Origin of the sequence: Pseudomonas vanderleydeniana (genome assembly GCF_014268755.2) — a bacterium.
Lineage (GTDB): Bacteria > Pseudomonadota > Gammaproteobacteria > Pseudomonadales > Pseudomonadaceae > Aquipseudomonas > Aquipseudomonas vanderleydeniana.
On the sequence record NZ_CP077093.1, the window covers coordinates 2,719,470 to 2,732,283 of the forward strand.

At 64.7% G+C, this 12,814-nt stretch carries 8 protein-coding genes; 4 read left to right on the plus strand and 4 right to left on the minus strand.

From position 1 onward, the window contains the following. Positions 1-110 precede the first annotated feature (110 nt). Positions 111-611 carry an MgtC/SapB family protein gene (locus HU752_RS12355; protein ID WP_186687983.1) on the plus strand — a complete coding sequence of 167 codons (501 nt, stop codon included), beginning with the start codon at positions 111-113 and terminating at the stop codon, positions 609-611. 138 nt (positions 612-749) lie between these two features. On the opposite strand, the gene HU752_RS12360 is transcribed toward HU752_RS12355, so the two are convergent. Further along, positions 750-917 carry a hypothetical protein gene (locus tag HU752_RS12360; protein WP_186687980.1) on the minus strand — a complete coding sequence of 56 codons (168 nt, stop codon included), beginning with the start codon at positions 915-917 and terminating at the stop codon, positions 750-752. A gap of 218 nt (positions 918-1,135) precedes the next feature. Between HU752_RS12360 and HU752_RS12365 the strand changes: the two genes are divergently transcribed. The 3 genes from HU752_RS12365 (at position 1,136) to glgB (ending at position 8,931) form a co-directional block, all read left to right on the plus strand. Then, on the plus strand, positions 1,136-3,133 hold the full coding sequence (locus tag HU752_RS12365; RefSeq protein WP_186687977.1) for an alpha-1,4-glucan--maltose-1-phosphate maltosyltransferase: 1,998 nt from the start codon (positions 1,136-1,138) through the stop codon (positions 3,131-3,133). 234 nt (positions 3,134-3,367) lie between these two features. Then, positions 3,368-6,703 carry a maltose alpha-D-glucosyltransferase gene (treS, locus tag HU752_RS12370; protein ID WP_186687974.1) on the plus strand — a complete coding sequence of 1,112 codons (3,336 nt, stop codon included), beginning with the start codon at positions 3,368-3,370 and terminating at the stop codon, positions 6,701-6,703. Continuing rightward, the gene (gene glgB / locus HU752_RS12375; RefSeq protein ID WP_189656788.1) at positions 6,703-8,931 is read left to right on the plus strand and encodes a 1,4-alpha-glucan branching protein GlgB; all 2,229 of its coding nucleotides are present in this window, start codon (positions 6,703-6,705) and stop codon (positions 8,929-8,931) included. The genes treS and glgB overlap by 1 nt, the downstream gene beginning before the upstream one ends. Positions 8,932-9,280: 349 nt before the next feature. On the opposite strand, the gene HU752_RS12380 is transcribed toward glgB, so the two are convergent. From HU752_RS12380 to HU752_RS12390, 3 genes are all read right to left on the minus strand, one after another. Then, positions 9,281-10,039 (minus strand): PIG-L deacetylase family protein, encoded by a 759-nt coding sequence (locus HU752_RS12380; RefSeq protein WP_186687958.1) that lies wholly within the window; start codon positions 10,037-10,039, stop codon positions 9,281-9,283. 175 nt (positions 10,040-10,214) lie between these two features. Then, positions 10,215-12,359, minus strand: coding sequence for a glycogen debranching protein GlgX (glgX, locus tag HU752_RS12385; RefSeq protein WP_186687955.1), 2,145 nt, complete (start codon positions 12,357-12,359; stop codon positions 10,215-10,217). Between the two features lie 155 nt (positions 12,360-12,514). After that, positions 12,515-12,808 carry a DUF2934 domain-containing protein gene (locus tag HU752_RS12390; RefSeq protein ID WP_186687952.1) on the minus strand — a complete coding sequence of 98 codons (294 nt, stop codon included), beginning with the start codon at positions 12,806-12,808 and terminating at the stop codon, positions 12,515-12,517. Positions 12,809-12,814 lie beyond the last annotated feature (6 nt).

A 12,814-nucleotide genomic window follows, 5' to 3' on the forward strand; every position in this document is an offset into this window, starting at 1 on the left:
AGGTTCCCTGCACGCGGCCGTGGTTCGATGCCGCCGATTAGCGGTCGTCGGTCGAACCGGCGCCAGCGATCCGCTGTCCATCACTTGTCGAGCTCAGAGAGGTTGAGGACATGGACGCCTGGTGGCACACCGTATGGATCACCCTGCAAGCCGAATTCGCCGACATCGGCGATATCCGGGAAGTGACCCGCATCACCCTGCGCCTGCTGATCGCCGCCGTGCTGGGCGGCATGCTCGGGTTCGAGCGCGAGCAGCAGGGCAAGGCTGCGGGCGTGCGCACCCACATGCTGGTCGCCCTGGGGGCGGCGCTGTTCGTCTTGGTCCCGCAGGTGTCCGGCGCCCAGGCCGATGCCATGAGCCGAGTGGTCCAGGGCGTGATCGCCGGGATCGGCTTCCTGGGCGCCGGCACGATTCTCAAGGGGCATGCCGATGAGGCCGGGCAGCACGTCAAGGGTCTCACCACCGCCGCCGGCCTGTGGATGACCGCCGCCATCGGCGTAGCGGCGGGGCTGGGACGCGAGGCCACGGCAGTGCTCAGCACGCTCTTGGCGCTGGGGGTGTTCAGCCTGATGCCGAGGATCGTGCGGCTGCTGGAGAAGGACTCTCCCTGAACGCCACCGACCCCTGTAGGAGCAGAGCTTGCTCGCGAACCGACAACGTCGGCCATCCACCCAGGCGCTGTGTCGCCTGCACGGACGCTTTCGCGGGCAAGCCACGCTCCTACGGGGCGTGCATGTTTCGCGGGTTGTCTATGCTTGCTTCGCGATCACCGGCGGCATGGTCGTCGGTGGGTCGATCTTGGGCGCAGGAGTGGTCTCCGGTGGCTCCTGCTCGGGCACCGGTTGCGGTTCGGTCGGCGGCAGGCTCGGCTGGTCGATATTGGGATCGGGGGTTTCCGCCGGGATCGGGATGTTCATGAGGCTCCTCCATGCATCGCTGTCAGGTGCAGTGGTTGACCTCCCAGGTGACCAAACGACTGCATTTTCTGGACGAGCGGCCTAGCCGGCAAATCCATCTGAACTTTTGCGCGACCGTCTCGCTCCGAACTTGAGCGGCCTTTTCAGGATGAAGCCGGTCGTGACCCATGATGATCACGCAAGCTGGAGCGTCCACAGGACGTAAGGAGTGATGCTCGATGACAGCCGATAAATCTTTGGATGAGCAGGTCACCGAAGTCCTGCCGTTGCCCCAGGCGCTGTTGCTGCCGCGCATCGCCATCGAGGATGTGCAGCCGACCATCGACGGCGGGCAGTTCGCGGTCAAGGCCGTGGTCGGGCAGGAGGTGCCGGTGACGGCCCGGGTGTTCGCCGATGGCCATGACAAGCTGGCGGTGCTGCTGGCCTGGAAACCGGTCGGAGCCGTGGATTGGCAGCGGGCGGCGATGACCGACAAGGGCAACAACCACTGGCAGGGGCGGCTACGGGTCGGTGGCCAGGGCCGCTATATGTACCGGATCGAGGCCTGGATCGACCAGTTCGGCAGCTATTGCTACGAACTGGAGAAGAAGTTCGTCGCCGCAGTGCCCATCGACCTGGAACTGCAGGAAGGCCGCGAGCACGTTCGCCAAGCCAGCGAGCGCAGCCAGGGTGAGTTGGCCGAACGCCTGGCAGCGCTGCATGACGAGCTGTCGCAGCGCTCGAACGACGGCCAGTTCGAGTGTTTCCTCAAGCCTGCCACCGCCGTGCTGATGCGCCAGGCCGATCACCAGGCCTATCTCAGCCTCAGTCATGACTTCGCCCTGGACGTGGAGCGCCAACTGGCGCAGTTCGCCAGCTGGTACGAGCTGTTTCCGCGCTCGGTCACCGACGATGCCGCGCGGCATGGCACCTTCAATGATGTGCATGCACGGTTGCCGGCGATTCGCGACATGGGCTTCGATGTCCTGTATTTTCCGCCGATCCATCCGATCGGGCGGCGTCACCGCAAGGGGCCGAACAACTCGCTCACCGCCGGTCCCGACGATCCGGGCAGCCCCTATGCCATCGGCAGCGAGGAGGGCGGGCACGAGGCGATTCATCCGCAACTGGGCAGTCGCGAGGACTTCCGCCGGCTGGTGGCGGCTGCCGCCGAGCACGGCCTGGAGATCGCCCTGGATTTCGCCATCCAGTGCTCCCAGGACCATCCCTGGCTGCAGCAGCATCCCGGCTGGTTCAACTGGCGACCGGATGGCACGATCAAATACGCCGAGAATCCGCCGAAGAAGTACCAGGACATCGTCAACGTCGACTTCTATGCCGCCGACGCCGTTCCCGCGCTATGGATCGAACTGCGCGATATCGTGGTGGGCTGGGTCGAGGAGGGCGTGAAGATCTTTCGCGTCGACAACCCGCACACCAAGCCGCTGCCCTTCTGGCAATGGCTGATCGCCGATGTCCGCGGCCGCTATCCGGAGGTGATCTTTCTCGCCGAGGCCTTCACTGCACCGGCAATGATGGCGCGGCTGGGCAAGATCGGTTACTCCCAGAGCTACACCTATTTCACCTGGCGCAACACCAAGGCCGAACTGGCCACCTACTTCACCGAGTTGAACCAGTCGCCGTGGCGCGAGTGCTATCGGCCGAACTTCTTCGTCAACACCCCGGACATCAATCCGGCCTTCCTGCACCAGTCCGGCCGGGCCGGGTTCCTCATCCGTGCGGCCCTGGCGACCATGGGCTCCGGCCTGTGGGGCATGTACTCGGGCTTCGAGATCTGCGAGTCGGCGCCATTGCCGGGCAAGGAAGAGTACCTGGATTCGGAGAAGTACCAGATCCGCCCGCGCGACTACAGCGCGCCGGGCAACATCATCGCCGAGATCGCCCAGCTCAACCGCATCCGCCGCCAGCACCCGGCGCTGCAGACGCACCTGGGGCTGCAGGTCTACAACGCCTGGAACGACAACATCCTGTACTTCGGCAAGCGTACCGCCGACCGCAGCAGTTTCATCCTGGTGGCGGTCAGCCTCGACCCGCACAACGCCCAGGAGGCGCATTTCGAATTGCCGCTGTGGGAATTCGGCTTGCCCGACGACGCCCAGACCCGTGGCGAAGACCTGATGAATGGCCATACCTGGACCTGGTACGGCAAGACCCAGTGGATGCGTATCGAACCCTGGCACCAGCCGTTCGGGATCTGGCGCATCACTCCAGGTTGATGCGCAGCTACCGGGTAGTCCCGGTCATGAGGAAATTGGTGGCGAGGGGGCTTGCCCCCGCTGGGTCGCAGAGCGGCCCCATGACCGGCCGGCATGCCCTGTCGGGAGAAATGCGTGCAGCGGTTCTACGACGGCTGCGCCGCCGAGCGGGGGCGAGCCCCCTCGCCACTTGGAGAGTGTTCGTTGTTCATTGCCGTGTGTTCAGGGCAGTGATCCTTAACAAAGGAGTCCATCATGGCGAAGAAAGTCCGCCCAGCAACCTTCATCAATGACCCGCTCTGGTACAAGGACGCGGTCATCTACCAGGTCCATGTGAAGTCCTTTTTCGATTCCAACAACGACGGGATCGGCGACTTTCCCGGCCTGATCGCCAAGCTCGACTACATCGCCGACTTGGGCGTCAACACTATCTGGCTGTTGCCGTTCTACCCTTCACCACGCCGAGACGATGGCTACGACATCGCCGAGTATCGCGGGGTGCACCCCGACTACGGCAGCCTGGCCGACGCCCGGCGCTTCATCGTCGAAGCGCACAAGCGCGGCTTGCGGGTGATCTGCGAACTGGTGATCAACCACACCTCCGACCAGCATCCGTGGTTCCAGCGTGCCCGTCGGGCCAAGCGCGGTTCCAGTGCGCGGGACTTCTATGTGTGGTCCGACACCGATGACAAGTACAACGAGACTCGGATCATCTTTCTCGACACCGAGAAGTCCAACTGGACGTGGGACCCGGTCGCCGGTCAGTACTTCTGGCACCGCTTCTATTCTCACCAGCCGGACCTGAACTTCGACAACCCGCAGGTGATGAAGGCGGTGCTGTCGGTGATGCGCTACTGGCTCGACATGGGGGTCGATGGCCTGCGCCTGGACGCGATTCCCTACCTGATCGAGCGCGATGGCACCAACAACGAGAACCTGCCCGAGACCCACGATGTGCTCAAGCGCATCCGCGCCGAGATCGACGCGCATTACCCCGACCGCATGCTGCTGGCCGAGGCCAACCAGTGGCCGGAAGACACCCAGTTGTATTTCGGCGAGCAGAAGGGCGACAACGGCGACGAATGCCACATGGCTTTTCACTTCCCGCTGATGCCGCGCATGTACATGGCACTGGCCCAGGAGGACCGCTTCCCGATCACCGATATCCTGCGCCAGACCCCTGAGATTCCCGCCAACTGCCAGTGGGCGATCTTCCTGCGCAACCACGATGAGCTGACCCTGGAGATGGTCACCGACCGCGAGCGCGACTACCTGTGGAACTATTACGCCGCCGATCGTCGGGCACGGATCAACCTTGGTATCCGTCGGCGCCTGGCACCGTTGCTGGAGCGTGACCGGCGGCGCATCGAACTGCTCAACAGCCTGCTGCTGTCGATGCCGGGAACGCCGACCCTGTACTACGGCGACGAGATCGGCATGGGCGACAACATCTACCTGGGGGACCGTGACGGCGTGCGCACGCCGATGCAGTGGTCGATCGACCGCAACGGCGGTTTCTCCCGTGCCGATCCGGCCAGCCTGGTGCTGCCACCGATCATGGACCCGCTCTACGGCTATGCCTCGGTGAACGTCGAGGCCCAGGCCGGCGATCCGCATTCGCTGCTGAACTGGACCCGCCGCCTGCTGGCGGTGCGCAAGCAGCAGAAGGCCTTTGGCCGTGGCAGCCTGAAAATGCTGTCGCCGGCCAACCGTCGGATTCTCGCCTATACCCGCGAGTACACCGATGCCGAGGGCCGGAGCGAAATCATCCTCTGCGTTGCCAACGTCTCGCGCACGGCCCAGGCGGCGGAGCTGGAACTGTCGCAATTCGCCGGCCGGGTGCCGGTGGAAATGCTGGGTGGCAACGCCTTCCCGCCGATCGGTCAACTGAACTTCCTGCTGACCTTGCCGCCCTATGGCTTCTACTGGTTCCTGCTGGCGTCGCAGAGCCAGATGCCGGCCTGGCACGTGGAACCGCCGCAGTGCATGCCGGACTTCACCACCCTGGTACTGAAAAAGCGCCTCGAGGAATTGCTCGAGGCGCCAGCACGCACCAGCCTGGAGCAGACTTCGCTGCCCGAGTGGCTGCCGATGCGGCGCTGGTTCGCCGACAAGCAGGCGCCGATCGAACAGGTGCACATCGCTTATGGCCTGCGCTTCGGCGAGCCGCAGCAGCCGGTGCTGCTCAGCGAGATCGAGGTGACCGTCGACGGCCAGGTCAGCCGCTACCAGGTACCGTTCGGCCTGCTCGCCGAAGAGCAGATCAATGCGGCCCTACCGCAGCAACTGGCCCTGGCCCGGGTTCGGCGCGGGCGGCAGGTGGGACTGATCACCGATGCCTTCAGCCTGGACAGCTTCGTGCGTGCGGTGATCCAGGGCCTGCAGGCCGGCAGCGTGCTCAGTGGTGAAGCGGGCGAGCTGCGCTTCCAGGCCACCGCCGAGCTGCTGGCGCAACCGCTGCCGGCGGACGCCGAGGTGCGTTACCTGTCGGCCGAGCAGTCCAACAGTTCGGTGGTGGTGGGTGAGCAGGTGATGCTCAAGCTGATCCGCAAGGTCAGCGCCGGCGTCCATCCGGAACTGGAGATGAGCGCCTACCTGGGCGCTGCCGGTTTCCGGCATATCTCGCCGTTGCTGGGGTCGGTGATACGTCGTGATCCGACGGGCGAGGAAAGCCTGCTGATGATCGCTCAGGGTCTGCTGAACAACCAGGGCGATGCCTGGGTCTGGACCCAGAACAACCTGGAGCGGGCACTGCGCGACGAACTGGCGGACGGCACGGCGGAGCACGAGGTGTCGATCGATGCGCTCGATGAGTTGGCGAATTTCGCCGGCCTGCTCGGCCAGCGCCTGGGCGAGATGCACCAGGTGCTGGCCGCACCGACCACCCACCCGGATTTTCGCGCCGAGGTCAGTACCGGCAAGGACGGCCAGGCCTGGGGCAAGCACATTGGCAGCCAGGTCACCCGCGCCCTGCAATTGCTCGAGCAGCACCAGGGCTCGTTGCAGGCCGAAGACCAGGCCCTGGTCGGCCGTCTGCTGGCCGACAAGAAAGCCATCCTCGCCCAGGTCCAGAACCTGGCGACCCGGGTGGTGGGGGGCCTGCGCATCCGCGTGCATGGCGACTTGCACCTGGGACAGGTGCTGGTGGTGCAGGGCGATGCCTACCTGATCGACTTCGAAGGCGAACCGGCGCGCTCGTTGCAGGAACGACGCGGCAAGCACAGCCCGTACAAGGACGTCAGCGGTGTGCTGCGTTCGTTCGACTATGCCGCGGCGATGGCCCTCGACAGCTCGCTCAGTGTCGACGCCTCGGACGCGGCGCGGGGCGCGCGGGTGCGGGTGACCGAGCGCTACCTGAAGGACTCGCGGGAGGCTTTTATCCGGGCATACGAGCGGGCAGCAGCTAGTCTTGCTCATGCATGGCAGGATCCGGCGGGCGCGGACGCGGCGCGGGTCCTGTTCAGTCTGGAGAAGGCTGCCTATGAAATTGCCTACGAGGCACAGAACCGGCCGACCTGGTTGCGGGTACCGCTGCAGGGGTTGGGCCGGTTGTTGAATGAGGTGAAAACCTTGTCCGGTGGAGAGCAGTGATGAGTTCGAGTAAGGAACAAGGTAAAACCAGGATCGGCCTGTTGCCGGCGGCCCATGATATCGAGGCGCTGGTACGCGCCGAACACCAGGATCCGTTCGCCATTCTCGGCCCCCATGACGACGGTGCGGGCGGGCAGGTGATCCGTGCCTTCCTGCCCACGGCGTTGAGTGTCGAAGTCCTGGCCCGGGACGGCGGGCAGGTGCTGGGCCGTCTCGGCGAAACCGAGGTGCCGGGGTTGTACGCCGGTCGGCTGGAATCGCCGCAACCCTATCTGTTGCGCATCCAGTGGCCCGGCGGTGAGCAGGTTTGCGAGGACCCCTACGGCTTCGGCCCGTTGCTGGGCGAGATGGACCTGTATCTGTTCGCCGAGGGCAATCACCGTGACCTGAGCCGCTGCCTCGGCGCGCAATTGACCCGGGTCGACGGTATCGAGGGCGTGCGCTTTGCCGTCTGGGCACCGAACGCCCGGCGGGTATCGGTGGTCGGCGATTTCAACAGCTGGGATGGCCGTCGTCATCCGATGCGCCTGCGCCACCCCAGCGGTGTCTGGGAGATTTTCATTCCACGGCTGTGCGCGGAGGAGTCCTATAAGTACGAAATTCTCGGCCCCCACTCGATCCTGCCGCTCAAGTCCGACCCCATGGCCCTGGCCACGCAGTTGCCGCCGGACACCGCCTCGCGGGTGGCCGCGCCGTTGCGGATCGACTGGCAGGACCAGGAGTGGATGCAGGCTCGGGCCGAGCGGCAACGCACGAATGCGCCACTGTCGATCTATGAACTGCACGCCGGCTCGTGGCAGTGCGAAACCGATGAAGCGGGCGAGGTGTCCCGCCACTACGGTTGGGCCGAACTGGCCGAGCGGCTGATTCCCTATGTGCAGCAACTGGGCTTCACCCACATCGAGCTGATGCCGATCATGGAGCACCCCTTCGGTGGCTCCTGGGGCTACCAGCCGCTGTCGCAATTCGCCCCGAGTGCCCGCTATGGCACGCCGGAAGAGTTCGCCGCGTTCGTCAATAGCTGCCACCAGGCCGGGATCGGCGTGATTCTCGACTGGGTGCCGGCGCATTTCCCCACCGATGCCCATGGCCTGGCGCAGTTCGATGGCACCGCGCTGTATGAATACGGCAATCCGCTGGAGGGTTTTCACCAGGACTGGGACACGCTGATCTACAACCTGGGGCGCACCGAAGTGCACGGCTTCATGCTGGCTTCGGCGCTGCATTGGCTCAAGCACTTCCACGTCGATGGACTGCGAGTGGATGCGGTGGCCTCGATGCTCTACCGCGACTATTCACGCAAGGCGGGGGAGTGGGTGCCCAATCGCCACGGCGGCCGCGAGAACCTGGAGGCGATCGACTTCCTGCGTCACCTCAACGACGTGGTGGCCCTCGAGGCACCGGGGGCATTGGTGATCGCCGAGGAGTCCACGGCCTGGCCGGGGGTCAGCCAGGGCACCCAGCAGGGCGGCCTGGGCTTTGCCTACAAATGGAACATGGGCTGGATGCACGACTCGCTGCACTACATCCAGCAGGATCCGGTGTATCGCGCCCATCACCATAACGAACTGAGCTTCGGCCTGGTCTATGCCTGGTCCGAGCGGTTCATCCTGCCGATCTCGCATGATGAGGTGGTGCACGGCAAGCATTCGCTGATCGACAAGATGCCTGGCGACCGCTGGCAGAAATTCGCCAACCTGCGGGCGTACCTCAGTTTCATGTGGGCACACCCGGGCAAGAAGCTGCTGTTCATGGGCTGTGAGTTCGGCCAGTGGCGCGAGTGGAACCATGACCGGCAGCTGGACTGGTACCTGCTGCAGTACTCCGAGCACCAGGGCGTGCAGAAGCTGGTCAGTGACCTCAACCGGCTGTATCGCCAGGAACCGGCGTTGCATGAGCAGGACGATGCTCCGCAGGGTTTCCAGTGGCTGATTGGCGACGACGCGAGCAACAGTGTCTACGCCTGGTTGCGCTGGAGCCGCGAGGGACGGCCGCTGCTGGTGATCGCCAACTTCACCCCGGTACCCCGCGAGGGCTACCGCATCGGTGTGCCGTTCGCCGGGCAGTGGCAGGAGGTGATCAACAGTGATGCGGCGATCTATGCCGGTTCCAACTATGGCAATGGTGGTGGGGCGTTCACCGAGGACAAGCCCAGCCACGGGCAGGCCGCCTCACTGGTGCTGAACCTGCCGCCGTTGGCGGTGTTGATGTTGCAGCCGGTTGGCTAGTGCTGGCTGCTGCACAGGCTTGAGTGCGGGGGCCTGGTTTCTGTGGGAGCCAACGGTCTCTATCCCATCACTTGGCGGGTGTCTGCCGCAAACCTGGTGGGAGCCGGATTTATCCGCGAAGACGGTGGTGAGGCCGCTGAAAAGCTTCGCGGATAAATCCGGCTCCCACAGTGTTCACAGTCCCATAGTCCCACAGTCCCACAGTCCCATAGTCCCACAGTCCCACAGTCCCACAGTCCCACAGTCCCACAGTCCCACAGTCCCACAGTCCCACAGTCCCACAGTCCCACAGTCCCATAGTCCCATAGTCCCATAGTCCCACAGCCCCATAGGGTGTGGTGCAGCGGGCTCAGATGAACACCATCTCGAAGGGTTGCCGGGCCTGTTCGATCAGGTTGGGCTTGAGGACGGGGGGGATGCCGTTTTCCGGGTCGCCCTGCAGCTGGCTGTGAAGGGCGTGCAGCGCGTGCTGCTTGCGCGCCACGCCCCAGGTATTCAGGCGGATCTTGCGGGCCCGGTGCCAGGGGATCAGGTGTTCGTCACGCAGCGGCCGGAACCAGGCCCAGACCGGCAGCTCGATCAGGCGTGCGCCGCTGCCGGCACAGGCCATGGCCGTGGCGCGGCCAACCGCGTCATGATCGCTGTCGCCGTCCTCGCGCCAGGTGGTGAAGACCACGTCATCATGACGTAGATAACGTCGCAGATACTGGCAGATGGCATCTGCCTGCTGTTCCAGCACGCCATGGCGAAAGCCCCCCCGGATCCACTTCAGGCTGTGCAGCTCCAGTCCCAGGCGCCGCAGGGCTTCGGCGGTTTCCTGGGGACAGACCACGCTCAGGCGTTGTTCCGACCAGCGCTGGGAGCCCGGATAGATCGCACTGCCATCGGTCAGGGAGATCAGTTGCAAGGGATGTCCAAGGGTCGAGAACATCTGCAGCAGGCCGCCGCAGGCGAGAATCTCATCGCCTGGGTGCGGGGCGATGAACACGACCCGACCACCTGGCCCGACCAGGCGGTTGGGGTTCAGGCAGGGCACCCGGGCCAACTGCCGCGAAGCACTCCAGATCGGCAACGCAGCTTCGTTCCGGGCTGCGGATTGGTGTCTCATGATGGTCCACGTCCTTGTGTGGGGAGTTCGTGCACGTGCGCTCAGCGAGCGGGTGCGGGCGCCTCGATCCTGAAGCGCCAAGTCCAAGTATCGCTCATGTTGTCCGAAATGCGACTTTTATCGTCGCATCCCGACCATCGTCGTAGTGGCCAGTCTGTCTGTGACGAACTGGCCACTAGTCCCGATGCAGTTCGAAGAGTACCAGTGACCGCCCCGTCACGGTGTACTCGCGGTTGAAGTCGAACTGTTCCAGGCCACGGATTGCCGTGTCATTGGTGTCGAGCATGCAGGTCCAGTAACGGCCCTGGGGCACGGGTGGCAGGCGGAAATTGACCCCGTCATGGTGGGCGTTGACCACGATCAGCAGCGTCGCGTCGTCCCCGGTACGGCGCAGGCCGGACACTTGCGCGCGGCCGTCGAGCAGGATGCCGAGGCAGCGCCCATGACGGTCGTGCCACTGCTCGGTGGTCATTTCGCTGCCATCGGGGGCCAGCCAGGTAACGTCCTTGACCCCGATATCCTCGTTGTAGCGCCCCACCAGGAAGCAACTGCGGCGCAGGATCGGGTAGGCCTGACGCAGCTTGGCCAGGCGCTTGACGAAGGCGAGCAGGGAACGGCCGTCGTCATCCAGCTCCCAGTTGACCCAGCCGATCTCGCTGTCCTGGCAGTAGGCGTTGTTGTTGCCGTGCTGGGTGCGGGCGAATTCGTCGCCGGCGACGATCATCGGCGTGCCTTGTGCCAGCAGCAGGGTGGCGAAGAAGTTGCGCATCTGGCGCAGGCGCAGGGCGTTGATCGCCGGGTCGTCGGTGGGGCCTTCGGCGCCGTGGTTCCAGGACAGGTTGTTGCTGCTGCCGTCCTGGTTGTTTTCGTCGTTGGCCTCGTTGTGCTTGTCGTTGTACGACACCAGGTCGTGCAGGGTGAAGCCGTCATGGGCGGTGATGAAGTTGACCGAGGTGTAGGGGCGTCGTCCCCGCTGGTTGAACATTTCGCCCGAAGCGGTCATGCGCGCGGCGAAGTCGGCCAGTTGGCCATCATCGCCTTTCCAGAAGGCGCGCACGGTATCGCGGAAACGGTCGTTCCACTCGGCCCAGCCCGGTGGAAAGCCGCCGACCTGGTAGCCTCCGGGGCCGCAGTCCCAGGGTTCGGCGATCAGCTTGACCTGGCGCAGCACCGGGTCCTGGCGGCAGGCGACAAGGAAGCTGTGGCGCTCGTCGAAACCGTCGTGATAACGCCCGAGAATGGTCGCCAGGTCGAAGCGGAAACCGTCCACGTGCATCTCCGTGGCCCAGTAGCGCAGCGAGTCGGTGACCATCTGCAGCACGCAGGGATGGCTCAGGTCGAGGGTGTTGCCGGTACCCGAATCGTTGATGTAGAAACGCTTGTCGTCGGGCATCAGCCGGTAGTAGGAGGCATTGTCGATGCCGCGCATGGACAGCGTCGGGCCCTGCTCGTTGCCTTCGGCGGTGTGGTTGTAGACCACGTCGAGGATCACCTCCAGGCCGGCGGCGTGCAGGTGCGCGACACTTTCCTTGAACTCGGCGATCTTGCCGCTGGCCAGGTAGCGCGGGTCGGGGGCGAAGAAGGCGATGCTGTTGTAGCCCCAGTAGTTGGTCATGCCCTTTTGCAGCAGGTGCTGGTCGTTGACGAAGGCGTGGATCGGCAACAGTTCCACCGAGGAAACCCCGATGGAGCGGATATGTGCCAGCACCTCGTCGGTCATCAGCCCGGCGAAGGTGCCCCGGATCGCTTCGGGGACCGCCGGATGGCGCTTGGTCAGGCCGCGCACATGGGCTTCGTAGAGGACGGTGCGGTCCCAGGGTACGCTGACGCGCTGGTCCTGGCCCCAGGTATGGGCCGGATCGATGACCTTGCTCTTGGGCACGAAGGGCGCGCTGTCGCGTTCGTCGAAGCTGAGGTCGGCGTCCGGGTGGCCGATGGTGTAGCCGAACAGTGCCTCGGACCATTTGAGTTCGCCGACCAGTTGCTTGGCGTAGGGGTCGATCAGCAATTTGTTGGGGTTGAAGCGATGGCCGTTGCACGGGTCGTAGGGACCGTGCACGCGATAGCCGTAGATCAGCCCGGGATGGGCGTCGGGCAGGTAGCCGTGGTAGATCTCGTCGGTGTACTCGGGCAGCTCGATGCGCTCGAGTTCGACCTCGCCGCTGGCGTCGAACAGGCAGAGTTCGACCTTGGTCGCGTGGGCGGAGAACAGCGCGAAATTGACGCCGAGACCGTCCCAGGTGGCGCCGAGCGGGAAGGGCAGGCCTTCACGGATACGAGTGCCCTGGGTGCCGGGTTTGCTGTGCTTTGGCTTGCTCATAGGTGCTCCTGCTGTGGAGAGGACTTCCTCCCTTTGCCCTGACTTCACTCGTGCCTGGTGGGTGTCGACTGGCTGGCGATTGCAATCTGACAACCGACATCGTTGCCGACTGATGCACCCCTATCGCCAGCCAGCCGGCTCCCACAAGGGAATTGCTAGTTGGCGGCCGGCTTGCGCGGTGCCCGGGGTTTTTTCGCGGCCGGCTCCGTGGCCTTGGGCGCTACCGGCTTGACTGCCGCCTTGGCCGTACTCTTGGTGGCCGGCTTGGCCGCAGTGGTCGCGGTCTTCGGCTTGGCCCGGGAGACGGCCGGCTTGCTCGGGGCCAGGGCCTCGGCCTCGGCCAGTTTGCGGGCCATTTCCCAGTGGCGGGCTTCCTGGCCGTCGGGACGGCCCTCCGACTCCCAGATCTGATAGGCAAATTCGCGGATGCGCTTTTCTTCGGTACTCATGGCCAT

Bases quoted from the DNA above. Each gene is read 5' to 3' on its own strand.
- HU752_RS12380 (WP_186687958.1), bottom strand. From the start codon at position 10,039: ATGAGACACCAATCCGCAGCCCGGAACGAAGCTGCGTTGCCGATCTGG.
- HU752_RS12360 (WP_186687980.1), bottom strand. From the start codon at position 917: ATGAACATCCCGATCCCGGCGGAAACCCCCGATCCCAATATCGACCAG.
- glgX (WP_186687955.1), bottom strand. From the start codon at position 12,359: ATGAGCAAGCCAAAGCACAGCAAACCCGGCACCCAGGGCACTCGTATC.
- HU752_RS12355 (WP_186687983.1), top strand. From the start codon at position 111: ATGGACGCCTGGTGGCACACCGTATGGATCACCCTGCAAGCCGAATTC.
- HU752_RS12365 (WP_186687977.1), top strand. From the start codon at position 1,136: ATGACAGCCGATAAATCTTTGGATGAGCAGGTCACCGAAGTCCTGCCG.
- treS (WP_186687974.1), top strand. From the start codon at position 3,368: ATGGCGAAGAAAGTCCGCCCAGCAACCTTCATCAATGACCCGCTCTGG.
- HU752_RS12390 (WP_186687952.1), bottom strand. From the start codon at position 12,808: ATGAGTACCGAAGAAAAGCGCATCCGCGAATTTGCCTATCAGATCTGG.
- glgB (WP_189656788.1), top strand. From the start codon at position 6,703: ATGAGTTCGAGTAAGGAACAAGGTAAAACCAGGATCGGCCTGTTGCCG.